The sequence below is a fragment of the Brevibacillus sp. FSL K6-0770 genome (assembly GCF_038000275.1).
GTDB lineage: Bacteria > Bacillota > Bacilli > Brevibacillales > Brevibacillaceae > Brevibacillus > Brevibacillus parabrevis.
This window is the reverse complement of record NZ_JBBOBQ010000001.1, coordinates 1,207,930-1,231,623: the sequence shown is the minus strand read 5'-3', so window position 1 is coordinate 1,231,623 and position 23,694 is coordinate 1,207,930. Positions and strand designations below refer to the sequence as shown.

The 23,694-nt window shown below is 55.1% G+C and carries 24 protein-coding genes; 3 read left to right on the top strand and 21 right to left on the bottom strand.

Annotated elements, in window-relative coordinates:
- Positions 1-146 precede the first annotated feature (146 nt).
- From NST23_RS06255 to NST23_RS06235, 5 genes are all read right to left on the bottom strand, one after another.
- Positions 147-1,517: a sigma-54 interaction domain-containing protein gene (locus NST23_RS06255; RefSeq protein ID WP_122962825.1), complete on the bottom strand. Its 1,371-nt coding sequence runs from the start codon at positions 1,515-1,517 to the stop codon at positions 147-149.
- Entirely contained in the window at positions 1,514-2,998 is a 1,485-nt protein-coding gene (locus NST23_RS06250) for a HAMP domain-containing sensor histidine kinase (RefSeq protein ID WP_122962824.1), read from the bottom strand. Before NST23_RS06250 ends, NST23_RS06255 begins: the two co-directional genes overlap by 4 nt.
- Positions 2,988-3,668 carry a response regulator transcription factor gene (locus NST23_RS06245; protein ID WP_122962823.1) on the bottom strand — a complete coding sequence of 227 codons (681 nt, stop codon included), beginning with the start codon at positions 3,666-3,668 and terminating at the stop codon, positions 2,988-2,990. The genes NST23_RS06250 and NST23_RS06245 overlap by 11 nt, the downstream gene beginning before the upstream one ends.
- A gap of 173 nt (positions 3,669-3,841) precedes the next feature.
- Entirely contained in the window at positions 3,842-4,588 is a 747-nt protein-coding gene (locus NST23_RS06240) for a stalk domain-containing protein (RefSeq protein WP_122962822.1), read from the bottom strand.
- A 243-nt stretch (positions 4,589-4,831) separates the two neighbouring features.
- Positions 4,832-5,086 carry a hypothetical protein gene (locus NST23_RS06235; protein ID WP_063228359.1) on the bottom strand — a complete coding sequence of 85 codons (255 nt, stop codon included), beginning with the start codon at positions 5,084-5,086 and terminating at the stop codon, positions 4,832-4,834.
- 260 nt (positions 5,087-5,346) lie between these two features.
- Here NST23_RS06235 and NST23_RS06230 point away from each other — a divergent pair, with 260 nt between their 5' ends.
- Together NST23_RS06230 and NST23_RS06225 are read left to right on the top strand one after the other, a co-directional pair.
- Positions 5,347-5,844: a cation:proton antiporter regulatory subunit gene (locus tag NST23_RS06230; protein WP_173596053.1), complete on the top strand. Its 498-nt coding sequence runs from the start codon at positions 5,347-5,349 to the stop codon at positions 5,842-5,844.
- A 2-nt stretch (positions 5,845-5,846) separates the two neighbouring features.
- On the top strand, positions 5,847-7,076 hold the full coding sequence (locus NST23_RS06225; RefSeq protein ID WP_122962820.1) for a cation:proton antiporter: 1,230 nt from the start codon (positions 5,847-5,849) through the stop codon (positions 7,074-7,076).
- 101 nt (positions 7,077-7,177) lie between these two features.
- Here the strand turns inward: NST23_RS06225 and NST23_RS06220 are convergent, their stop codons facing one another.
- Positions 7,178-7,744 (bottom strand): peroxiredoxin family protein, encoded by a 567-nt coding sequence (locus NST23_RS06220; RefSeq protein ID WP_173596052.1) that lies wholly within the window; start codon positions 7,742-7,744, stop codon positions 7,178-7,180.
- Entirely contained in the window at positions 7,734-8,426 is a 693-nt protein-coding gene (locus NST23_RS06215) for a hypothetical protein (protein WP_122962818.1), read from the bottom strand. The genes NST23_RS06220 and NST23_RS06215 overlap by 11 nt, the downstream gene beginning before the upstream one ends.
- A gap of 85 nt (positions 8,427-8,511) precedes the next feature.
- On the opposite strand from NST23_RS06215, the gene NST23_RS06210 reads away from it, so the two are divergent.
- Positions 8,512-8,817: a hypothetical protein gene (locus NST23_RS06210; RefSeq protein WP_217021874.1), complete on the top strand. Its 306-nt coding sequence runs from the start codon at positions 8,512-8,514 to the stop codon at positions 8,815-8,817.
- A gap of 39 nt (positions 8,818-8,856) precedes the next feature.
- On the opposite strand, the gene NST23_RS06205 is transcribed toward NST23_RS06210, so the two are convergent.
- The 14 genes from NST23_RS06205 to cobJ all read right to left on the bottom strand — a co-directional run bounded on the left by NST23_RS06205 (position 8,857) and on the right by cobJ (position 23,629).
- Positions 8,857-9,513, bottom strand: coding sequence for a precorrin-2 dehydrogenase/sirohydrochlorin ferrochelatase family protein (locus NST23_RS06205; protein WP_217021873.1), 657 nt, complete (start codon positions 9,511-9,513; stop codon positions 8,857-8,859).
- A gap of 73 nt (positions 9,514-9,586) precedes the next feature.
- Complete coding sequence (cobA, locus tag NST23_RS06200) at positions 9,587-10,375, bottom strand: uroporphyrinogen-III C-methyltransferase (protein WP_122962815.1); 789 nt, start codon at positions 10,373-10,375, stop codon at positions 9,587-9,589.
- Positions 10,372-11,424, bottom strand: a complete 1,053-nt coding sequence (gene cobT, locus NST23_RS06195) for a nicotinate-nucleotide--dimethylbenzimidazole phosphoribosyltransferase (RefSeq protein WP_173596049.1) — start codon at positions 11,422-11,424, stop codon at positions 10,372-10,374. Before cobT ends, cobA begins: the two co-directional genes overlap by 4 nt.
- Positions 11,421-12,938, bottom strand: a complete 1,518-nt coding sequence (locus NST23_RS06190; RefSeq protein WP_122962814.1) for a cobyric acid synthase — start codon at positions 12,936-12,938, stop codon at positions 11,421-11,423. Before NST23_RS06190 ends, cobT begins: the two co-directional genes overlap by 4 nt.
- Positions 12,931-14,310 carry a cobyrinate a,c-diamide synthase gene (locus NST23_RS06185; RefSeq protein ID WP_122962813.1) on the bottom strand — a complete coding sequence of 460 codons (1,380 nt, stop codon included), beginning with the start codon at positions 14,308-14,310 and terminating at the stop codon, positions 12,931-12,933. The genes NST23_RS06190 and NST23_RS06185 overlap by 8 nt, the downstream gene beginning before the upstream one ends.
- On the bottom strand, positions 14,307-15,449 hold the full coding sequence (locus NST23_RS06180) for a cobalt-precorrin 5A hydrolase (protein WP_217021871.1): 1,143 nt from the start codon (positions 15,447-15,449) through the stop codon (positions 14,307-14,309). The genes NST23_RS06185 and NST23_RS06180 overlap by 4 nt, the downstream gene beginning before the upstream one ends.
- Positions 15,446-16,225 carry a precorrin-4 C(11)-methyltransferase gene (cobM, locus tag NST23_RS06175; protein WP_063228368.1) on the bottom strand — a complete coding sequence of 260 codons (780 nt, stop codon included), beginning with the start codon at positions 16,223-16,225 and terminating at the stop codon, positions 15,446-15,448. The genes NST23_RS06180 and cobM overlap by 4 nt, the downstream gene beginning before the upstream one ends.
- Positions 16,222-16,935, bottom strand: a complete 714-nt coding sequence (gene cobI / locus NST23_RS06170) for a precorrin-2 C(20)-methyltransferase (protein ID WP_063228369.1) — start codon at positions 16,933-16,935, stop codon at positions 16,222-16,224. Before cobI ends, cobM begins: the two co-directional genes overlap by 4 nt.
- The gene (gene cbiE, locus NST23_RS06165; protein ID WP_122962811.1) at positions 16,932-18,161 is read right to left on the bottom strand and encodes a precorrin-6y C5,15-methyltransferase (decarboxylating) subunit CbiE; all 1,230 of its coding nucleotides are present in this window, start codon (positions 18,159-18,161) and stop codon (positions 16,932-16,934) included. Before cbiE ends, cobI begins: the two co-directional genes overlap by 4 nt.
- Entirely contained in the window at positions 18,124-19,260 is a 1,137-nt protein-coding gene (locus tag NST23_RS06160; RefSeq protein WP_340963336.1) for a cobalt-precorrin-5B (C(1))-methyltransferase, read from the bottom strand. The genes cbiE and NST23_RS06160 overlap by 38 nt, the downstream gene beginning before the upstream one ends.
- Positions 19,261-19,264: 4 nt before the next feature.
- Positions 19,265-19,915, bottom strand: coding sequence for a precorrin-8X methylmutase (locus NST23_RS06155; protein ID WP_063228372.1), 651 nt, complete (start codon positions 19,913-19,915; stop codon positions 19,265-19,267).
- A gap of 57 nt (positions 19,916-19,972) precedes the next feature.
- Positions 19,973-20,740, bottom strand: a complete 768-nt coding sequence (cobK, locus tag NST23_RS06150) for a precorrin-6A reductase (protein ID WP_122962809.1) — start codon at positions 20,738-20,740, stop codon at positions 19,973-19,975.
- 13 nt (positions 20,741-20,753) lie between these two features.
- A complete protein-coding gene (locus tag NST23_RS06145; protein WP_340963334.1) occupies positions 20,754-21,794 on the bottom strand; it encodes a sirohydrochlorin chelatase in 1,041 nt (346 codons plus the stop codon).
- 50 nt (positions 21,795-21,844) lie between these two features.
- A complete protein-coding gene (cobJ, locus tag NST23_RS06140) occupies positions 21,845-23,629 on the bottom strand; it encodes a precorrin-3B C(17)-methyltransferase (RefSeq protein WP_280648091.1) in 1,785 nt (594 codons plus the stop codon).
- Positions 23,630-23,694: the final 65 nt, after the last annotated feature.

Genomic DNA, 23,694 nt, shown 5'->3' with positions numbered 1-23,694 from the left:
TGCTGTTGATGACTTTCGTAATATTGCAAAAACAATGCCAATACGTTGGCTGCTCGCGATCCGCTCCTCCTCTATTCACCGCTGCATATCGGAGTCGCTAAAAGCGAAAATCATCGGCTCGCGTGCTATTCGCAGTTGAATAGCGTTTATTCACGCGTGAATAGCCATTTTCGCAGCTTCCGGCTCGCTGACGGCTGGCTGATGCCAAGCACTTCCGCTACTTTTGTCGTCGTCTTATGCTGCTCGTAGGCGCGCTCAAGCAATTGCCGCTCCACTTCCTCCATCGCCTCCTGCATCTGCATCACCCGCTCCACTTTGATTCCCCCTGAAGGGCTGCCCTCGTGGCCGTGGATATAGCGCGGAATTTGACTCGGCGTGATGAGGACGTCCGGTGAAGTCACGACAAGCCGCTCCACTACATTTTCCAATTCACGCACATTGCCAGGCCAATCGTACTCCGCAAGAATCCGGTAGCACACATCGGCCAGCCGTCTGTCCAAACAATATTTTTCCGAAAAAACATGGAGAAAGTAATGGACGAGCACCGGAATTTCTTCGCGGCGTTCCCGCAATGGCGGAATCTCCAGCGGCACGACGTGAATCCGGTAGTACAAATCCTCGCGAAATCTGCCCTCTTTGACCATCTGCCGCAAATTTTGGTTGGTGGCGGTAATCAGCTTGACGTCGACTTTTCGCGGGACCGCACTGCCGACAGGCGTAATCGTTTTTTCCTGCAGCACATTGAGCAGTTTGACTTGCAAAGATAGCGGCATTTCGCCGATTTCATCCAAAAACAGCGTGCCGCCGTTCGCCTTTTCGATCAAGCCTGCTTTGCCGTCCTTGTCCGCTCCGGTAAACGCGCCTTTTTCGTACCCGAACAGCTCGGACTCCAGCAAAGTCTCGGGGATCGCGCCACAGTTGATGTGGATAAAAGGCTTCCCTGAGCGCGGACTGCACTCGTGTATGTATTTCGCCAGGACGCCCTTGCCAACGCCTGACTCTCCAAGCAAAATCATCGACGACTCGACCTGCGCCAGCTTTTCTGCCATCGTGGTCACCTGCTCCATCGACTGGCTGCGGTAGATCAGGTTCGTTTTGCTTTTTTTCCTGCTGTTCTCCTTGGTCATCTCGCTTTGCAAAATGCCGCCGACGTACTTCCTCTCGTTCTGCACCTGCTGTAGCTGCTCCTGATCGGTAATATCAAGCGACGTGTTGACGACTCCGCAAAACTCCCCGTTCGCATCCCACAGCGGAGTGCCTTCGACCAGCAATCTACGGTTGTTGCGCGTCGTCTGAATCGTATGCACCTTTTTTCTGTCGCGAATGACCCGCATCGTGATGGTCGGAGAAAAATAGCCCAAATGATAAAATTCCTCGATAGGCTTCCCGATCATTTCCTGCGGGTCAATCCCGAAAAATTCCTCGTAGCGCCCGGAGCAATACAGTGTCCGTCCCTTTTCGTCGGTGACGTGCACGATATCAAAAAGCGCCCCCAAAATGGCTTCGTAATCGATCATATCCGCTTGCCACCCCCAGTCTCGTGCTCGCTTGCGCCTGCCTCCGCTCGCTTGGGCAATGGCAATGCAAGGGTAAAAACGGAGCCTTGCTCACTGCTGGATGCAAGCACCAGCTCCCCGCCGAGCGCTTTTGCCATCAGACGGGAGTAGGACAGCCCCAATCCCAATCCGCGCACTTTGTCTTTTTTGTTGCTGCCCCGAAAAAAGCGCTCGAAAACGAGCGGCTGCTCCTCAACGGGAATCCCGTTGCCATTGTCTTTTACATCGATGCACACCGCGTGCTCTGTCTCGTACATCACCAATTGGATGTTCCCGCGCGCGCCTGCTTTGCCTACTGCCTGTCTTGCGTTGTTCAACAAATTCGTCAAGATTTGCTGAACGCGGCCAGAGTCAACAAACAGCAGCAGTTGCTTTTCCGGGACGACGATCTCAAACACGATTCCTTCCAGCTCCTGGACGATTCGCCATTGCGAAGCGATTTCTTTGACCAGCTTGCTGATGTTTTGCTCTTCTTGCTGGACTGTAATGGCTCCGACCGCAAACGAGTTGAAATCGAGCAAGTCTTCGACCATTTTTTGCAGCCGTTTTGTTTCACGCAGGCAAATCTCCAGAAATTCTTTCTGCTCGGCTCCCGAAACGACCTCGTCGTTAACCGCCTGCACCAATCCGCTAATCGAAGTGACGGGAGTCTTCAACTCGTGGGTCACACCTGCCAACAGCTCCGTGCGCATGCTTTCCAGTTGACGAAGCCGATCCGCCATCTCCTTGAAAGTATACACCAGCTCGTGAATTTCCCGCTCCTTGATCGGCTTCGTAATCGTCACATCGTAGTTGCCTTCCACGATTTTGCGCGCAGACAGCACGACATTTTGAATCGGCTCAGACAACCTTCTGGAATGGAAGTAGATGACGGCCCAACCGAGCACGCCGAGACTGCCGAGCATGATGACCAAATACTGTAGCTGCTCCCTGCCGATCTTGATGTCTGTTTCCGGAAACAGCAAAATGACCTTCCCGATTACGCTGTCATTATATTCCAAATTTTTCCTGATGACGTACAGCGTATCTCCTGTCGGTTGCCGAATTTTGTCTGCCTCGTCTGCTTGCTGGAGCAAACCGGGAAGCACCTTCTGAATTTCGGGAGGGAGCATGCCCATCCCCGGTCGGCTGTAGATCACTTCGCCCTGCTTGTCTTTGATGAACAAAACGAGGTTGCGATCCACCCCCATAAATTTTCGCCGATTGTCCAGCGTCTGATGAAGCTTGCCGCCTACCAAAATGTTGCCATCGTCGTCTACGACCCGATCCGCTACTTCTTCGGCGAACAGCTTGGTCACTTCAATCTGCTTCTCCACGGCGGCGTATTTGATCCAGTAGGCGGAAACCGCTCCGACGATGAGCAGTCCTACTACCAACGTCAGCAGGTAGCGCGTCGTCCAGTAGCGCAGCAGTGAGACAGGCTCGTTTTTTTTAGTAAACACAGAACTGATACCCCACCCCTCGGAGCGTCTTGATCTCGCCTTCTTGGGCAGGCCAGTTCTCCAATGTTTTTCTCACTCGCTTGATAGCGAGGTCCACAGCGCGATCGCTGCCTGCAAAGTCGATTCCCCACACTTGATCTATCAATTGTTCCCGCGTGAACGTCTGATTCGGATTTTGGGCCAAAAACAGCAGCAGCGACAGATCGCGAGGATGAAACACCAGCTCCAGTCCATGCAAGGTTACGTGGTGAGACTGGAAGTTGATTCTCAGACTGCCGAAAAAGCGCGTCTCCTGATCTTTTACCAAAATCGCCGACCGCCGCAGCACAGCATTGACCCGCGCCACTACTTCCTCAGCGACAAACGGTTTCGTTATATAGTCATCGGCTCCCTGGTTCAGCCCTTTCAGCTTTTGATCAGTCTGCCCCAGCGCAGTCAAAATGATCACCGGACAGGCGCTCTTTTCGCGAATATACTGTAAAATCTCCCAGCCGCTTCGCTCCGGAAGCATGACATCCAAAAGAACGAGATCCGGCTTTTTCTCGTCAAACAGCCGAATGGCGGCGATTCCATCGTCAGCTTGCCAGACCTGATGGCCTTCCTTTTGCAGGTACGCCTTCAAAACGCGCGAGATTACCAGTTCATCTTCTACCAACAAAATGCTTTTCATAGGCTCCCTTTTCTCCCATTCGCGATTGCTCGCATGGTTCCTCTCTTTCCAATACGTACTCCTAATACTATCAGTTTACCTCTTTCTTTTTATATTTGGATTTGCGGTTTTTGGAAAATAGGAAAAAAGCCTTGCCCCATTTTTCGGGAAGCAAGGCTTTTCTTTAGAAAAGATTAGTTGATAACATCGTCTTCGAAGCTGATTTCTTCATCGCTGGCATCGCCATCAAAGTCGTATTCCGTTTTGTCGTTGTTGCTGGAGTCTACGATTTCGCCTGTTACGTCAGCGTCTTCAAACTCATCCCAAATGTCTTCGATGACATTTTCCACGAGGTCTTCGAAGTCCGATTGATCCAGTTCATCCTCGTACTCATCGAAGTCAAGCGCGATTTCTACGTCGATGTCATCCTCGTCGCCGCTCAGGGTGATATCCCATTCAACGCCACGGAAATCTCCGTAGTCGTCATTCAGGGCATCCTCCAGATCGTCCATACGGTCATCTACATCGTCGTCATCGTCTTTGTTTTTCGCATCGTCCAAATCGTCTTCCAGATCAGAGATTTGTTGGTTCAGCGTGTCGATCTTGCTTTGCAAGGTGCGAATCTGGGCGTCACGCGCGGACAACTCGGCTGCATGCTGCGCATCTGCCTGATCTTTTACCGTGATGGTGTAGGACGTGCCATTCCACTCGACTTCCTTGTTGAACACGCCTGCCATCATGCGAAGCGGGATGTAAGTGGTTCCGTTTACGATAAATGGTTCGATCGTAGTCGGAACAGTAGCACCATTATACAAGACCTTGATATTGTTGTACTTTGCCTGCAAGTTTTTTGTTCCAGTCGCTGCCTGAGAGCCAGTCGGCAGCAAGCTCGTCGCAAGAACCACCGCTGAGAAAACTGCTAGATACTGTTTTTTGAACATGAAAAGTCCTCCTTCTCCCGGTTGTCTTTTTCCTATCATGTCGCTATGTACATAACTTACTTTACCTATTGATCGTGTCGAGAGTATGTCAACATCGCATTTTTTCCTTGCCAAATTCCGGAGACATCCTGTTTCGCACCTCCAGGTTTATTCCATCAGACAAAAAAAGAACCCGCTGATCGCAGGTTCTGCTGTTTCCTTATGGATGCTTTTGGCAAGCGCCAGCCATGCCGGGCTGCCTGGTTAATCATGCGGCCACGTCTTGCGCAAGTCTTGCTCAAACTGGCGAAGGTGATTGATTCGCTTCTTGGCAGCCTGGTATTCGGCTTCCCAGCCTTCTTTTTCCCGTTCGCGGATGATTTCCGCTTTCTTTTCCAGCTCTCGCACTTCATTGCGCAGAGCGATGACAATGTCCAGCAGCTCATCCATCTCCATGGAGCGCATGTCCGAAATAAAGTTCCACTCTGCTTCTGTCAAACGATATTGCTTGTTAGCCACGCTTCATCACCCTTAAAAAATGTGTCAAATCTATGCGAATTTGTTTCGGTTATGCCAAAAAGGGAAAGCCGCTTCGTGTATAATAATGGATAATGGGTACGTATGTCGACAATGCTTCCAAGGATGATCCGGAATTATTACTAAAGTAACACCGGAATGGTTATAATTCCAAATGATCTTGCGCGACATGCAGGGCGCTCTTTCGTGCATAAGAGTGATTACCTATATACATATGGGCAGACGTAGAAGGAGGTTGTTGCATGTTCTCGATTCGCGAGACGGATTTGCCGGGAATCGGCAGAAAATATCAGGTAGAAACAAAAGGCGGCGACAAGCTGGTCATCGTCATTCACGATGACGGCCGCCGGGAAATGTACCATTTTGACCGCGAAGATCCGGATGAGAACATCTCGATGGTTACGCTGGATGACGACGAGGCGCGGCAAATTGCAGCGATTGTCGGCGGCCTGACGTACACGCCGACCGCTCTGGAAACAGTTGAGGTCGCTTTGGACAAGCTTATGATCGAATGGTACAAAATCGACGCTGGCTCACGCGCCGTCGGCAAGACGATCGGCGAGCTGGACGTGCGTCAGGAGACGGGTGCCACGATCATCGCTGTCATTGAAAAAGACCACACACAAACGATCAATCCGGGACCGGAGTATGTGCTTCGTGCAAGCTCCACCCTCGTAGTAGCAGGTGAACGAAAGCAGGTGAAAGCGCTCAAGACTATTCTCAGCAACGGGGGTGATTGACCTTGGAGCACATCGTGTTTGAAGTCGGCCTGGCGCTCGCTCTGATTGCCATCGCCGGCTTCCTCTCCATCAAGTTGAAGTTCTCCATCGTTCCCTTTTACATTTTGGTCGGGATGGTCGTCGGTCCGCACGCCCCCGATATCGGCCTGTTCGATCTGCGCTTTATCGACAGTGCGCCGCTCATCGAATTTATGGGCAGAGTCGGGGTGCTTTTCCTGCTGTTTTACCTCGGCCTTGAGTTTTCGGTAGGGCGTCTGATCAAGGCCGGACGCTCTATCGCGATCGGCGGGACGATCTACATCGCCATTAACTTTACTCTCGGCGTGCTGTTTGGCTGGGTCTGCGGCTTTCCGCTGAAAGAAGTGCTGATCATCGCCGGAATCACTACGATTTCGTCCAGCGCCATCGTCGCCAAAGTCCTGGTCGATCTCAAACGGACAGCCAATCGCGAAACCGAGATGATTCTTGGGATCATCATGTTCGAGGACATCTTTTTGGCAGTGTACATCTCGATCGTATCGGGGCTTGTCCTCAGCGGAGCAACTTCTCTCGGAGGCGTGGTTTCCTCCGCTCTGATTGCTCTCGGCTACATGCTCCTGCTCATCGTCGTAGGCCGCAGGCTCGTCCCTTTTTTGAATCGCGCGCTAAACATCAAATCAAACGAAGTGTTCATGATTACGGTGTTTGCCGCCCTGTTTTTGATTGCGGGTTTTTCCGAGACAATCCATGTAGCTGAAGCCATCGGCGCGCTGCTCGTGGGGCTCGTATTAGCAGAAACACAACATATGAAACGCATCGAACATCTGATACTGCCATTTCGCGACTTTTTCGGCGCCATGTTTTTCTTCAGCTTCGGTTTAACGATTGATCCTCTGTCATTGGGGGGAGCCGTCTGGCTGTCCATCGCTGCGGTCGTCATCACCCTCATCGGAAACGTCGCTGCCGGACTTTTGGCAGGACGCAGCGCCGGGCTGCCGCCCAAAGCTTCCACCAACATTGGACTGACAATCGTTTCACGCGGTGAGTTTTCCATCATCATGGCTAATCTGGGAAAAGCGGGCGCACTCATGGATATTCTCCAGCCGTTCGCAGCTTTGTACGTGCTGATTCTCGCCATTTTAGGCCCTTTGCTGACGAAAGAATCAAAGCGCATCTACCAGTTGCTGAATGCCGTCCTTCCACTGGAGCGCGGCAGTGTCAAGCAGCCTCCTGCAAACCAGTCCGATTCATAGTGTATTGATAGGTGATTCAAGGCAGCCGCTGCGTGTACAGGCTGCCTTTTTCGTCCGTTCCGTCCATCATCGTGCTCGCCGCTTTCCGCCCCCATGCTTCCTCACTGAATCGCTGCCAGCGTCTCCTCCATCCATTCGTAGCTCATCGGCCCGATGTACTTGTGCTGGACGATGCCATTCGAATCAATAATGTAGCTGGTCGGAATCGAGATCGCCTTGTACTCGTTGGTGACTTGCTTGTCTTCATCCAGCAGGACAGGGAACGTCATGCCGTACGCTTTTACGAACACGCCGACATCTTCCGGTTTTGTTTCCGTCGTCGTCAAGTTTACGCCCAAAATGACGACATCGTTGTCTTTGTTTGCTTCATAGTATTGCTGCATGTCGGGAATTTCTGCCCGACAAGGCGGACACCAGGTAGCCCACAAATTGACGATCACTTTTTTCCCGCGAAAATCGGACAGCTTTACTTTCTTGCCGTCCAGCTGTTGCAGTTCAAAATCGGGAGCCGCGTTTCCTTTTTCCGTGCCGACCTGCGCTGTGCTAGTCGCCCCCGGCCCGCTCGTCGCGGCATTTTTCCCTTTTGGCGACAGGATCGAGGCATCGACAATTCCCCACGCCAGCAAGCCGATCAACACGACAAACGCCGCTATTTGATTAAACTTCATCTGCGTTCTCACCTTTCCGTTTGGTCATGCGTCTGGACAAAAAGAGCAGCAACAGCGCGCACCCGTAGTAGACAAGCTGCTCGGAGGAAAGTCCCGCGAAGGCGGCTTCGCGCGGTTGAACGTAAAACTGCACGTACACTTGTCCAATCGCAAACCACATCAGCAGCATAAGCCAGACAGCCAGCTCGTTCAGCTGTTTTCGCGCGCGTTGGAGCCAGACAAGGAACAACAGGCATAAAACGATCTGCTGAACATCGTACAAAAAGCCGCTTTGTTCAAGCAGCACCGTCAATAGCTGATACATGCCTGTCGCAGCCAACGAACCAGTAGCCACCGCCCAGGCCACGAGGTCGACCGGAACCGATTTTTTGCGCAGACGCAGCGAAAAATATACCAGCACAGCAAGCGCCGCCAGCCAGGCTCCACGCTCGCCGCCGGAAAAATACAAAAGCGACGAAGGATTTTGCACGACTTGGTCCAGATGAAACAGCGCATAGCTGAACTTCCAAACCAAAAAGCCGAGGAGAACGGCGTTGCTTAGCAGCTCCGTGAGCGCCCCTCTTGTCGCCCTGTCTTTTTTGACAAGAAACGTGATTGCAAGAAAGCCCGTCGCAATGGAAACGATGACGGCCAAGGTGCTCATTTTCAATAAAAACGGGCCGATTTGAACAGCATCCCACAAAGAGGTTTCCTCCCTGAAAAAAATGACTTACGCTAGAGGGTATACGTACCAACTATCACCATATCAGGAAAAGGAGAATAATGGAATGCTTCAGCAAATTTTTGCGTTGCAAGAGAGCTTTGACTGCTCCTTCTCGAAACGCACGACCGTGCCCCACGTTCATCACTACCGGGACGAGAACATTTCAGACATGTATTCCAGCAATTTCAGCCAAATTTATGACGCGCCGGGTGAAGACTGGATCAAAAGCTACATAGCCAGGCAGCTACAGGACGCCAAAGAACGAGGGCTGGGACGTCTGAAAGTAACACTGCATCCCTCCTTGCCTTTTTCGGACGAGCTAAGCTGCCTGCTTCTCATCGCGGATCGCGCACAAAAAGAAACAACCTAAGTCGACATCCCGATCAGACTTAGGTTGTTCCTTTTTTGCCTATGATCGATCACAGCCCAGCCATTCAGCTACAACCGCCTCTGCCTCCCGATCCCTTCGCTCGATCTCCCCGCTGCGGGTCCATTCCAGGAAACGGTCATCCAAAAGCTCGGCCAAAACGGCTCGTTTGCCTGCAGCGTCCAGTTCGTCCAGCGCGAGCACCCGTTTGCGCATCGTTCCCAAAAAGCGCGTGTAGTCTTCGTACTCAGGCCCGATCCACGCTTCCAGCTGGCGGCGCAGTTTTTTCGCCAAGCCCGGATTGTTGCCCCCTGTCGAGATGGCCACAGTCAGGTCGCCGCGCTCGACTACGGACGGAACCGTAAACGAGCACAGGTCGGGACGATCCACTACATTGATCCACGGGCACCCGGCTTGCTGACACGCTTCGTAGACAGCCAGATTGACCGCAGAATCGCTGGTCGCAGCGACAACGAGCACAGCAGAAGAAACATCAGCGGAAGCAAACGGTCGCTGCCAAAGCGTCAGCCTGCCCGCTTGCCCCCAGGCGTGAATCGCTTCTGTACAGGTGGGACTGACGACGCAGACATCCGCGCCAGCGGCAAGCAGACTGGCGATTTTCCGTTCTGCGACCTGTCCGCCACCGACTACGACGCAACGTTTACGTTCCAGATTGACCATCATCGCATAGTGCGGCATCCGCCGTCCCTCCCTGCAATACTACATATTCGCGGCAGCAAACCGTCTAGCCTAGCCGCCCAGCCGTTGCGCTTTACTCGGCAAGACTATCGTTTACGCCAAGCGTGGCCTCAAACCAGTTGATTTTTTCCCGCATTTTCACGACATCGCCGACCAAAATGATCGCCGGATTGGTGACGTGGCTGTTCTCTGCCAAGCGTTCCTCGATGTTTGCCAAAGTGCCCGTTACGACCGCTTGCTTGGGCAGCGTCCCCCAGGAGATGACAGCGACAGGCGTCTCTGCGTCGCGGCCGTGCTTGATCAATTGCGTGCGGATCAGCGGCAAATTGGCGACGCCCATGTAAAAGGCAACCGTGTCGATCCCGCTCGCCAGCGCCCGCCATTTTTCCACAGCCAGCTCCGGCTTGTCTTCGCGCAGATGACCTGTCACTACGGCAAAAGATGAACCGTGATCGCGATGAGTCACCGGGATTCCCGCATATGCGGAAGCCGCGATTCCCGCCGTGACGCCTGGCACGATCTCAAAAGCGACTCCTCGCCCAGCCAGATGCTCGGCTTCTTCTCCCGCACGTCCGAACACGCACGGGTCGCCACCTTTCAGGCGTACAACGATCTTGCCTTCCAGCGCCTTCTCCGCGAGGACTTCATTGATCGATTCCTGGCGCATCGTGTGATGATCAGGCAGTTTGCCGCAATAAATACGCTCTGCCGTTTCAGGCGCATAAGCGAGCAATTCAGGGTTAGCCAGGCGGTCATAGACGACCACATCAGCCTTTTGCAAGCATTCAAGCCCTTTGACCGTAATCAGCTTGGGATCACCAGGTCCAGCGCCGACGAGGTACACTTTTCCCGCGCCGCTCATCGGTCACTGACTCCCGCCGAAGCAAAAGTCGCCATCTCGCGCACCATCCGTGCCGATGCCTCGACGATGGAAAACGCCACTGCCGCTCCGCTGCCTTCGCCAAGCCGCAGGTTCAAATCGAGCAACGGCTGTTTGCCCAGTACGTTCAGTACGAAAGCATGTCCCGGCTCCTGGGAACGGTGACCGGCAATCAAGTAGTCCGCTACGCCTGGCTCCAACCGCACCGCCAAAAGTGCTGCTACGGTGGCGATAAAGCCGTCGAGCAACACCGGAACGCGTCTGGATGCAGCGCCGATCACGGCCCCTGCCATCGCGCCGATTTCCAGTCCGCCCACTTTTGCCAGCACGTCGAGCGGCTGATCCGCATCCGGGCGATGCAGCGCGAGCGCTTCGCGGACAACGGCTTTTTTGCGCTGCCAGCCAGCGTCGTCCAAGCCTGTGCCCCGCCCGACAATCTCATCCGGGTCTGCGCCCGTCAAAGCGGACAAAATCGCGCTGCTCGCTGTCGTGTTGCCGATCCCTACTTCACCGACGATCAGCACCTTGGCTCCTTCATCGATGATCTGCTGCGCCAGCTCGATGCCGACCGCAAGCGACTGCCGCGCTTCTTCCGGCGACATCGCCGCTTCTTTCAGCATGTTGCCCGAGCCAGAGCGGATACGTCTGCTGGTCACTCCGGGAGCCTCTACCTCTACAGCCACGCCGACATCCACGAATTTTTGGATCGCGCCGATTTGCCGGGCGAACACGTTGATCCCCGCGCCACCGTTCACCAGGTTCAGCACCATTTGCGCCGTTACTTCCTGGGGATAGGCCGACACTCCCTCAGCAGCGACGCCGTGATCCGCCGCGAAAACAAGTACGCCAGGCGGCGTGACGACCGGAAACGTCTCTCCTGTCATTCCTGCCAGCTCCACAGCCAGTTCCTCCAGGCGTCCCAAACTTCCCAGCGGCTTGGTCAGCTGATCCACATGTTGTCTCGTTTGCTCACTTGCCTCATGGTTTCGCGGCTCAATCGCCGGAAATAGCTTTTCCAAGCCTGCCATCATATACGCACCTCTTTTTCCTGATAAGCCTTCATCTGTTCTTCAATGACATCCATCCGCACATGACGGCGTACCGTATCTGCCAGCAGATCGTAGCCTTGCTCGCGAAGCGCCACGAAGGACGGACGCTCCACGATTGGCTCCAACCCTTTTTTCGCACGGATTGCGTTCAATAGCAGCGTACGAAAGCGGTCGTTGTGAAACAACCCGTGAAAATACGTCCCGATCAGTTGGCGCTCCTCCTGACAGTAGCCTTCCGTGCGCTCTCCCATCTGGATAAAGGGGGCATCCACCTGCTCATAAGCGGACTGGCCCATATGAATCTCGTAGCCTTCCACTTCGAGCCGCTCTCCGGCAAACACCGCTTCGCCCCTCGACAAAACCGTCGTCTTCTTTGTCTCCATCGTCGTCGTCATCGGAATCAGCCCCAGCCCGTCAAGCTGCTGCAGCGGAGATTCCACGCCATCCGGGTCCAAAATCGTCAGCCCCAGCATTTGATAGCCGCCACACAGACCGACTACGTACGATTTTTTTTGCACATGGAGCTGTTTCACGGCGTCTGCCAGCCCTGACTCGCGCAAAAACTGCAAGTCTTCCAGCGTATTTTTGCTGCCTGGCAACACGATGAGGTCAGGCTCGCCCAGCTCTTCCAAACGAGTCACGAAGCGCATCCGGCAATCCGGCTCCACAAAAAACGGGTCTACGTCTGTGAAATTGGAAATGCGCGGATAGCGCAAGACCGCGATGTCCAGATCGCGCGGCGTCTCTCTCTGCCCCTGGTAGCGATGCAAAATCAGCGAGTCCTCCGCATCGATCCACAAGTCGGGAATGAACGGCACCACGCCAAGCACAGGCTTGCCCGTATACTCCTCAAACCAGTCCAAGCCTGACTGCAACAGCGTCAAATCGCCGCGAAAACGGTTGATGACGACGCCGATCACCCGGTCGCGATCTTCGGGTTCGAGCAGTTGCAGCGTGCCGACCAGGCTGGCAAAAACGCCGCCGCGCTCGATGTCAGCCACCAAAATGACCGGAGCGTTCGTCAGTCGCGCGACCCGCATGTTGACCAGCTCGCGATCGTTGAGATTGACTTCTGCCGGACTGCCTGCCCCCTCAATCACGATCCGCTCATACGCGGCGGCGAGCCGCTCGTAAGCCTCGCCGATAATCCGCAGTCCTTCCTCGTAAAACTCCTGGCGATACGCCATCGCTTTCATGTTGGCGTACGGCTCGCCGTTCACCACGATTTGCGACTCGGAATCGCGCGTCGGCTTGATCAGGATCGGATTCATGTCGGTCGTGGCGAGAATCCCGGCCGCTTCCGCCTGAACGCCCTGTGCCCGCCCGATTTCTTTCCCGTCCAGCGTGACGTAGGAGTTCAGCGCCATGTTTTGCGATTTGAACGGGGCCGTCTTGTAGCCATCCTGCGCAAAAATTCGGCAAAGTGCCGTTGCGATCGCACTTTTCCCTGCGTCTGAGCTGGTTCCCTGAACCATCAGCGGGAGAGCTTTAGGCACGAGCCGCCACCTCCGCGCACAGACTCAGCCACCGCTTCACCAGCTCTGGATTGGAGCCAAAGTGCAAGTGCGTGTAGCCTGCGACCAGATTGCCCTCTGCGAAGCCTTCTGGCTTAGTTCCGCGCAGCCCTTTTGTCTCATAGGCCGCAGGAAGCTGTTGCTCGCTAGAATAAGTCGAATAATGGAACTCGTGCCCTTTTGCCTGTTCATCCGGGCCGATCAGGAAATTGCCTGCCTTGCCGCGCACTTCCCGATAGCCAAGCGCGGCCAGCTTTTTCTGCATCGTCACCTTCCCGGGCACGATCCCGAGCATCGGGAAGCTCTCGCCGTCTGTCGTCACAATCGCTTCCGTCAAAAACATGAACCCGCCGCACTCGGCCAAGGTCGGCAAGCCTTTGGCAATCGCCTTGCGGAACGAGTCTTTCACCAGCTCGTTTTGCGACAGCTCGGCAGCAAACTCCTCAGGAAAGCCTCCGCCGATGTACAGGCCGTCCGCTGCTTCCGGCACGCCTTCTCCTGCCAGCGGCGAGAAAAAGGCCAGCTTCGCTCCGTGCGCCTGCAGCAGTTCCAAATTTTCCGGATAGTAAAAATGAAACGCCGGGTCTTTCGCTACCGCGATCGTCACGTCGTAGTTCGCTTGACGCGGCGCGAACAGCTTTGGCTCCACTTGCAGCGGCTCTGCTTTCGCCAGTTCCCAAACCAGATCGAGGTCTACCGTTTCGTGAATCAAGTCTGCCAGCTTCGCAAACAGAGGCGCAAGCTCGCCGCGTTCCACGGATGGCACGAGTCCGAGATGACGCTCGGGAATTTCCAGCTCGTTTTCCCGTTTCAAATAGCCGACAACCGGAATCCCGCACTCCTGCTCAATCGCCGCCTTGACGATTTTGTGGTGCCCTTCGCTGCCGACTTTGTTGGCGATCACACCGACGATTTTCGCCTGCGGATTGAGCAGCTGAAAGCCTTTGACGATCGCAGCCGCGCTGCGCGCCATGCTTTGGCAGTTGACCACGAGCAACACAGGCGAAGCTGTCAAAATGCTGATTTCAGCCGTGCTTCCTTTGTCGCTCGTCGCTTCCTTGCCGTCGTACATGCCCATGACGCCCTCGATGATCGAGATGTCCGCGCCTTCGCTGCCGCGGACGAAAATCTCTTTGACCACCTCATGCTCCAGCATGAAGCTGTCGAGGTTGCGCGACGCTCTGCCTGTTACGGCTGTATGGTAAGTGGGATCGATATAGTCAGGGCCGCACTTGAAGCCTTGGACGACATGGCCTTTGCGGATCAGGGCAGCCATCAGTCCGATGGTAACGGTCGTCTTGCCTGCCCCACTGCCCGTTCCGGCGATTACGATACGGCGGCTGTTATCCGTCATACGCGCTCCTCCTCACGATAAGGCATTAAAGCGACAGAAATAGTGGCGTTGCCCGATTTTTTCTTGGTCAGGACGAGTTCGTCGACACCTGCGTACAGCTTCGCCGCAGGCTCGCTTACCCCGTACGCTCCCGTGAACTTAAATACCGTCTCGGACGGATCGCTGATCTCCACCTTGTTCAGCTCTTCCGAGGAATACCAGACGAACGGCCAGCCGTACTTCTCGCATACGGCGATCAGTCCAGCCTCGTCTTTTTTCAGTTCAATCGTCGCAAGAGCCTTGACGCTTTTGATGGAGAACTGTAATTCATCCAGCGTCTCCTTGATGACCGCCTCGATCTCCTCGGCAGATGTTCCCCGGTTGCAGCCCATTCCGAGCACGATTACTTTCGGACGATACAGGACGCCATTGTCCAAAATCGTCTGCTCCTCTGGCGCAAGCAAGCGGTGAGAGACGACGAGCGCGGCATGCGGATTGGCTGCCTGCGCTTCGGCAATCGTCTTGTATTCCTTGATCGACGGTGGCATCGGCGTGTCGTGCATCCACCAGTCGCGCTCGCCTGATTCGTTGACCACCGCTACATGCTCCTCGTTGACGACAGAGGCGCTCACTGGCGTCAGCTTGTCAGCCGAATCCCACTCCCAGCCAAAACGGCGGCCGAACAAATCGACAGGGATCGTCTTTTGTACATCGGAAGCAGTCGTGATGATCGGACGAGCGCCCATGATTGCCGCTACCTCGCGAGCCAGCTCATTGGCTCCCCCGAGGTGGCCGGACAGGACGCTGATCACATTTTCCCCGCGATCGTCCACGACGACGACACCCGGGTCTTTCTTTTTATCTTCCAGCAAAGGAGCGATCATCCGCACAACCGCCCCGAGCGAAATAATGATAATCAGCCCTTTGTAAGCGGGCCAAAGCGCAGGAAACAGCATGCGCACACTGTTGGAAAACAGCTGGATGCCGCGCGCTTCCTCGTCTCCACGGGCGAACTTGCTCATGTAGTACAAGTCTGCCCCGGGAAATTTTTGCGCCAGATCGCGTGCCATCTCTACCCCGTGCTTCGTGATGGCGACGATCGCATATTCCCCGCGCTGGCGGATGGCTGGAATTTCCCCTTCAACCAGTTCGATAATCATTCTTTCACACCTTTTCTGTACCCGTGCGTGAAGGTTTTATCGTACAGCTTGGAACGGTACTGTTCGCTTTTTTCATGGATATCCGGGTCCAAAGCCCAGCCTGCCAAAATCATCGCGTGCTTGCGAATGCCGTTTTTGCCCATGTCTTCGTCCAAATTTCTCAAAGTCGTGCGCACGATCAGCTGATCCGGCCAGCTTGCCCGTTGCACGACAGCGACTGGCGTATCTTCGCTCCAGCCTGCCTCGACAAGCTCACGCACTACTTTTTTCGTCAAAGTCGCGCTCAAGTACAAAGCGAGTGTGCAGTGATGCTCGGCAAGCGCGCGCAGCTTCTCCCTGTCCGGTACAGGCGTGCGCCCCTCTGCGCGGGTAAGGATGAGCGTCTGGGTCAGCTCCGGGATGGTCAGTTCGGCGCCTACTGCTGCTGCTGCCGCAAATACGGAGCTGACGCCTGGCACGATCTCTACCTCGATGCCTTTTGCTTTCAGCAAGGCGATCTGCTCCATGATCGCTCCGTACACGGACGGGTCGCCCGTATGCAAGCGCACGACTGTTTTTCCGCTGCTGATGCGGTCTACCATCAGCTCTACCATTTCTTCCAGCGCCATGCCCGAGCTGTGCAGCACCTCTGCATCAGGATTGCCAAGCGCAACCAGCTCTTCGTTGACGAGCGAGTCGGTGTACAAAATGACGTCTGCCTTTTGCAGCAGCTTCATGCCTTTTACGGTAATCAAATCCGGGTCGCCGGGACCCGCTCCCACTATGTACAGTTTCATCCCTTTTTCACCACCATCAGTGTAAGATAGCTAAGCTCTGCCCGCTCCAGTTCACGCATGTCCGTCCAGACCATTTCTTCCGAGGAAGTGACCTTTGTCGCAACAGCGGCTTTGTCTGCGAGTCCCATTTCTTTCAGCAAACCGATGATCATCGGCAGCACTTTTGCTACCTTCAAAAACACGACGGTATCGTGATCTTCAATCGCTTTGCGCATCGCTTCCTTGTCTTCTGTAGCCGGAATGATCCCGATTTGCTCGTCGCCATCCGCGAGCGGCATGTTGAAGCGGGAAGCAGCTCCGAGGAACGAAGATACGCCCGGCACGGTTACGACAGGCACTTCCGGGTGCTCTTCATGCATGACGCGCATCATGTGGATGAACGTACTGTAAAACATCGGATCGCCTTCGGTCACAAACGCGACGTCTTTGCCTTCGGACAGACGCTCCCAGACGATTTCGACCGTTTTGTTCCACTCGCGCTCCAAAATTTCTTTGTCGCGTGTCATCGGGAAGACGAGTCCGAGCATTTCCTTGTCTTGCGGCTGCACGTACAGCTCGGCAATTTGGTGGGCGTAGCTTTTGCTGCCCATCCGTTTTTTCGGGTACGCAACTACCGGGGATTGCTGCAGCAGGCGGAATGCCTTGACAGTAATCAATTCTGGATCGCCAGGGCCGACTCCCAGCCCGTACAATGTTCCGATCTTGGTCACTTGCTGTCTCCTCCTTGTTCCTCTGCCTGCTTTGCCCAGGCCGTAATGATGTAGATCGGATTCAACGCTTCAAAACGGGTCAAAGACAAAATCGGCTTGCTGCGCGACAGCTGCGCCAGCGTGACCGATGTTTCGAAGCCTTCCTCTGCAAAAGCTTGCGTCGCTTCGTACAACGTCTCAATCGTCGCCGCGTTGACCACGATGCGTCCGCCTGCCCGAAGCCGCGTGCAGCAAATGTTCAGAAGCTCGCGCAATTCTCCGCCGCTGCCCCCGATGAATACAGCATCCGGGTCGGGGAACTCATCCAGTCCTTTTGGCGCGCGGGCATTCACAACAGTCAGATCGGTGCGAAACTTCGCCATGTTTTGGCGGCAGTTTTCCAGGTCGTCCGCATTTTTCTCCACGCCGTACACTTCGCCTTCGCGTGCGATTCGCGCTGCCTCGATCGCGACGGAGCCTGTGCAGGTGCCGATGTCCCAAACGATGCTTTTGGCGTGCAATTGCAGTTGGGCGATGCTTAAAATGCGCACTTCTTTTTTCGTAATCAGTCCCTTGTCCGGCTTGCGCTGGGAAAACTCCTCGTCCGCAATCCCAAACGGCCAGACCGGGCTTGGCCGACGCTTTTTCAAAATCACGACGTTCAAATCGGAAAAGACGCCGTCAGCCATGTCCTGCAAAGCGTACCAGCCTGTCCGCTCGTCTTCGCTGCCCAAGTTTTCCGCCACGAACGCATCGTATTCGGTCATCTGAAACGACAGCAAATACTTGGCGATCGCCGCAGGCGTGTTTTCCCGATCGGTGAGCAGCGCGACTTTGTCCTTCCCGTCCATCCGCTGCGCCAGCCCTTTGATGCTGCGGCCGTGTACGCTGAGCAATGTCGCATCTTGCCACGCCTCGCCCATTTTGGCAAAAGCGAGCTGAATGGAGCTGAGGTGCGGGTAAATGTCCACGTTGAGCTTTTTCGCCAAAAGGCTGCCGATCCCGTAAAAGAGCGGATCGCCGGAAGCGAGAATGACCGTCTTGCGCGTCTCTGACCGCAGTTCCTCGACCATCGCGGTCAATCCGCCTTTCAAAACTCGCTTTTCCCCTTTGTACTCCGGAAAAAAGCCAAGATGCCGCTCTCCTCCAACCAACAGCTCACTCTCTTCGATCCAGGTCCGGTACAGCGGCAGCAAGCTTTGCTGTCCGTCATCCCCGATCCCGATCACTTTCATCGCTTGTGTCATCGATCGTCACCCTTCCCAGCAGGGACCCTTTCATAGTAATGATGATGGTTTCGACCACGATGCCGCCGCCTACTTCTTTCAGGGCGGCACGGCAGCAGTTGGCGCACATGATCTCGAAAAAGGCAGGCGTCTCCGCCATCATATCCCCGACCTGCGAGGCTGTATTTGCTCCCAGTATTTCGTCCACTTGCTCTTGGGAAACACCTGCTTCCGTCGCCATCTGGGCCAAAAATCCGAAGTCGACAGGAGCGCTTTTCGAGTGAACCATCATGACACCTTGCGCCACTTTGGAAAACTTGCCCATCATGCCGACAAGCGTCACTTTGCGCATTTTCCTGACCTTGCACTGCTTGAGCGCAAACCCGACGAAATCGCCCATCTCCACGAAAGCTTCCTCGGACAGCTCCGGGTAGGTAGCGATTCCATACGACTCACTTTTTCCGCCCGTGGAGAGGACGATGTGATCGCAGCCCGCTTCTTTGGCGACGTTGATCGCCTGAGCCACGCTTGCCTTGTAAGCAGAAGTGGAAAACGGCACCACGATTCCGCGCGTCCCCAAAATGGAAATGCCGCCGAGTATGCCGAGTCGTCCGTTCAATGTTTTTTTGGCAATTTCCTCGCCCGCAGGCACGGAAATTACGATTTTGATCCCGCGCTCTATCCCGTACTCATCGAGTACCGCCTGAGCCGTCTCGCGAATCATTTTGCGCGGAACGGGATTGATCGCGGCCTCGCCAATCGGGACAGGCAACCCTGGCTTGGTCACCCGTCCTATCCCGACGCCACCGTCCAAAATAATCCCAGGCTCGTCTGACCATTCGACAGTGGAAAGAATCAACGCCCCATGCGTGGCATCCGGGTCGTCACCGCCGTCCTTGATCGTGGCTGCTGTCGCTTTTTCCGGCGAAAACTCGCAGCTCTCCATCTGGAAAGTCACGTCTTCCCCGATCGGCAGGCGGATCGTAGCCTCCCTTTGCGGCTCCTGGGTTATCAGCGCTATCAAAGCAGCCTTGGTCGTCGCCGTTGCGCATGATCCAGTTGTGTAGCCGTGGCGGAGGGGTTTCGCCTCTTTTTCGTCCGATGCTGCTTTGGCTGCCATCTGCTTAGCCCAACCGTTCCGCCATGATGGAGATGGCATTCAATGCCGCTACAGTTACAGGGCTTCCGCCTTTGCGCCCGATGTTGGTGATGAAAGGAATGTCGAGCTTCGCCAGCTCTTCCTTGGACTCCGCCGCAGATACGAAGCCTACTGGCATTCCGATGACAAGTCCTGGCTTCGCTTCCCCTTCCTTCACCATGCGAATCAGCTCCAGCAGAGCTGTCGGCGCGTTACCGATGCAGAAAATTCCTCCGTCTGCTTCCTTCACAGCTTTGCGCATGGAAATAATCGCACGAGTGGTGTTGAGGCGTTTTGCTTCTTCCATGACGTCGCGGTCAGAGATGTATACTTTCACTTCGCCGCCGAATTTCTCAATCCGATTTTTGCTGATGCCGACTTGAACCATTTGCACGTCCGCCACGACGATTTTTCCGCTGCGAATCGCTTGAATACCGGATTGGACAGCATCCGGGTGGAAAACGAGACTGCGTCCGAGATCAAAGTCGGCGGAAGCGTGGATGACGCGCTGCACGACAGGGTATTGTTCCTCTGTAAACGGGTGCTCGCCCAGCTCGTCGGTAATGATTTGAAAGCTCATGTCCTCGATCTCTTGCGGTTGTACAGTCAAAGGCTTAAATTCGGTTTTGAAGTCCATGGTTGGTTTCCTCCAGTCACTTGTTTGGATGCTTGTTTATACAGGCGGGATGCCGTGTTATTGCACGACCTCTTTAAGCTGGTTCAGCACGCTTTGGTAGTCGGAAAACTTGGTGCCGTAATCGATTTTCGGACGTCCGATGACGATTGTCTCGATGCCCATTTCCAGCGCTGCTTCCACTTTTTCGTCAAAAGCGCCTACCTTGCCGCTCTCTTTCGTAATCATCAGCGTCACGCCATAGTGGGCGTAGAGCGCTTTGTTCAGCTCTTTGGAAAAAGGCCCTTGCATGGCGACGATGTTTTTTTGCTCCACGCCGAGTTCTTCGCATTTTTGCATATTGTCGAGCCGCGGCAGCATGCGGGCAACCAATGTCGTGTCCGGCAGGCCCAGGAGACGATCCGTGAACGTCTTCAACGTCTTGCTGCCAGTCGTCAGCATGATGACGCCGCGCTTGTCAGCCGCAAGCTCGGCTGCTTGCACGTAATCCTCGACGATGATCAGCTTTTCGCTGCCTGGCGCATCCAGACTCTCACGCTCGTAACGGATGTACGGAACACCCGCTCCTTGTGCGCCCGCCATCGCGTTTTTCGAGGCTTCCTCCGCAAAAGGGTGGCTCGCGTCAACGACACAGCGCACGCCCCTTTCCTGGATCAACTGCTGGATGTCGTCGGCAGTCAAGCGTCCGACCTGGACGGGCACACCGGCCTCCTCCATGCTTTTCGCTGCGTTGTCCGTTACGACGGTGGTCAGCAGATCGTAGCCGTTTTCCTTGATCAACAAGGCCAATTCACGCGCGTCGCTCGTTCCAGCCAATACGAGAATCATGCTGTGTCTCCTCCTACTTGGTTACGTGGTCATGCTTGTGGTCATGCTTGTGGTCGTGGTCATGATCGTGATCATGACCATGGTGATGATCGTGAGCATGGTGGTGATCGTGGTCATGGTGATGATCGTGAGCATGGTGATGATCATGGTCATGGTGGTGATCGTGATCATGATGATGCCCGTGATGGTGGTGGTGATGTCCATGTCCGTGATCGTCATCATGGTGGTGGTGATGGTGGTGATGGTGGTCGATATGCTCCATCGCTGCCAGTCTGTACTGACAGGTGTCACAGTTCAGCTTCACTTCCCCGTGCAAAGCTTCCTCGACGCGATCCTTGAGCACTTCTTTCAGCAACGGGTGGAAACCGAAATACTCGGCCATCTCAAACTGGGCATCCGGATATTGCGCGCGGAACTTCTCCAGTTGATCGCTCATCCGTTTGATCAGCACACCTGTAAACAGGAAGTACGGCAACAGCACGATGCGCTTGGCGCCAAGCTTCAGGCAGCGCTCCACTCCCTCGTCGTACAGCGGGTAGGTCACACCCATGAAAGCTGTCTCGACCAAAGGCGCCTTGTAACGCTCCCAGAAAAGGCGGGACATTTTGTAAATATCACTGTTGGCATCCGCGTCGCTGCTGCCGCGCCCGATGACGAGCACAGCCAGATCGTCGTAATCTTCTCCGGAAGCGAAGCCCGCTTCTGCCATGCGTGTAGACAAAATGTTGATCACTTCTTCGTGAATGCCGATCGGACGACCGTAGATGAACTGTACGTGCGGGTGCAGCTCCTTCGCTTCGTCAATCGCCGCCGGGATGTGGATTTTCGCATGCCCCGCAGAGAACAGGATGATCGGAATGACCACTACCCGCGTCGCTCCTCTCGCTACACACGTATTCAATCCTTGCAGCATGTCTGGTCTGGCAAACTCGAGAAAGCACGTCTCGATAATCGGCACATCCAGCTCAGGCGCAAGGGAAGCGACAAACTGGCGAATCTCTTCGTTGCCTTCCGGGTCCTTGCTTCCGTGTCCTACAAATAAAACCGCGTCCATTTCGTTTCCCCCTCGTTTTCGGTCAACTCCGCTACCTATTGATCCGTCTGTCAATCTCCGCAAGCGGCGTTCTCGATTTCCGCTTTGGCAGGTTCGTACCAGGCATACCCCTCCAGCTCGCCTACCCGTTGGAAAAACTTGTGGAAGCGCTCATTCGGAAACGCCTCTTTTTTGAATCGGTTCACGATTCGCTCGACAAGCGGCACAATCGCCTCTTTATCAATGCCTTCCGCAACCGGAATGCCGGAATGCGCGTTACGTCCCACCGTTTTCGCGCCCAGGAACAAATCGAATTTGCCTTTGCGGAACACGATTCCGATATCCTCCTGAACAGCTCCATAGCAGGCCATGCCGCAGCCGTTAAAGCCGATTCTCAGCTCTTTGGGCATTTCCTTGCCACCCAGCCGCTGGTGCAGCTCCTCCGCGTACGGGATGCTGTCTTTTTTCTCGCCATCGCAAAAATCGCACGCCTTCACCTGCAACACATCCCCGATCGGGCTGAGGATAAGCCCCAGCTCGCGCAAACGGCTGGTCACGCTTTCCGGATCAGCAGTCGGCACACGCATGATGATCTGGTGGTGCGGGGTATATTCGATCTCGCCTTTTTCTCCTGCGACTTCGGCGATCGCCATCATCTGCATCGGCGTGATTTTTTTGTTGGCGACACCGGGACTGACGGCGAACTCAAAAATCATTTCCGGCTGAAACGATGAAGCCGTACGAACAGCGCTTGCTTGGGCAGGCTTCGTTTCGATGCCTTTTGCCGTATTGACGGCACTCAGCGCTTGCATGGCCCAATCGAGCGGCGAGCGCTCTGCCTGGTGAGCAACCGTTTGCGCTGCCTGTTCCACCGGAGGAGCTTCCAGGACAGCCGTACTCGTTGCACTTCCGGCTAGTCCGGCTTGACCAGCAGCCGACGGACTTTCCACATCAGTCGCCAGCACAGGTCGCTCACTTGCTGGCTCTACTGTCTTTGGGGCAGTCGTGCCCACGCTTTCGTCGCCTGCTTCCAATGACCACGGTTCATTTTCCACGCGCAGCCGTTGATGCGGCTTGAGCGGCTGTTCGTCTGCCGACAGCGTGTATTTGCGCTGGTAGCCGCGCGGCGTAATCATTTTGCCATCGTATACGAACGTCGAAGAGTTCCCGATGATGACCGTCGTCAACATGCCGATGTCGTGCTCCAGCATTTGCGCAAGTGTCGTCACCACGACCGTCTCGCGCTCGCGGTAGGCGCTTTTCACGATTCCGACAGGTGTATCAGGCGAACGGTATTGCAAAAGGATGCGCTGCGCCTCCACAATCTGGCGCGTGCGTCGACCGCTGCGCGGGTTGTACAAGGCGATGACGAAATCAGCCATCCCGGCTGCATCGATCCGTCTGGCAATCAGCTCCCACGGCGTCAAGTGGTCGCTCAAGCTGATCGTGCAGGCGTCATGCATGATCGGAGCACCGAGAATAGCGCCACAGGAGTTGATCGCCGAGATGCCCGGAACGATTTCGATCGGAACGCCTGTCGCCTCTGTCCAGCCTTTCTCGACCAGCACTTCGTAGACCAGACCCGCCATCCCGTAAACGCCGGAGTCTCCACTGGAGATCACCGCTACTTTTTTGCCTTCCTCTTCCGCTTGGCGCACGGCTTCGCGCGCACGCGTCACTTCCTCGGTCATCCCGGTACTGACGATCTCCTGATTGGTCAAAAGTCCGCGGATCAAATCCACGTACGTCGAGTAACCGATAATGACGTCAGATTCTTGCAGGGCTTCCCGCGCACGCTTGGTGATATGTTCAAAACTTCCCGGGCCAAACCCGATCACAAACAACTTGCCGCTCATACGGCCCCTCCCCTTTCCATCGCATACGTGTCGCATGCAGGCGTTATATGGTCTTACTCTTACGG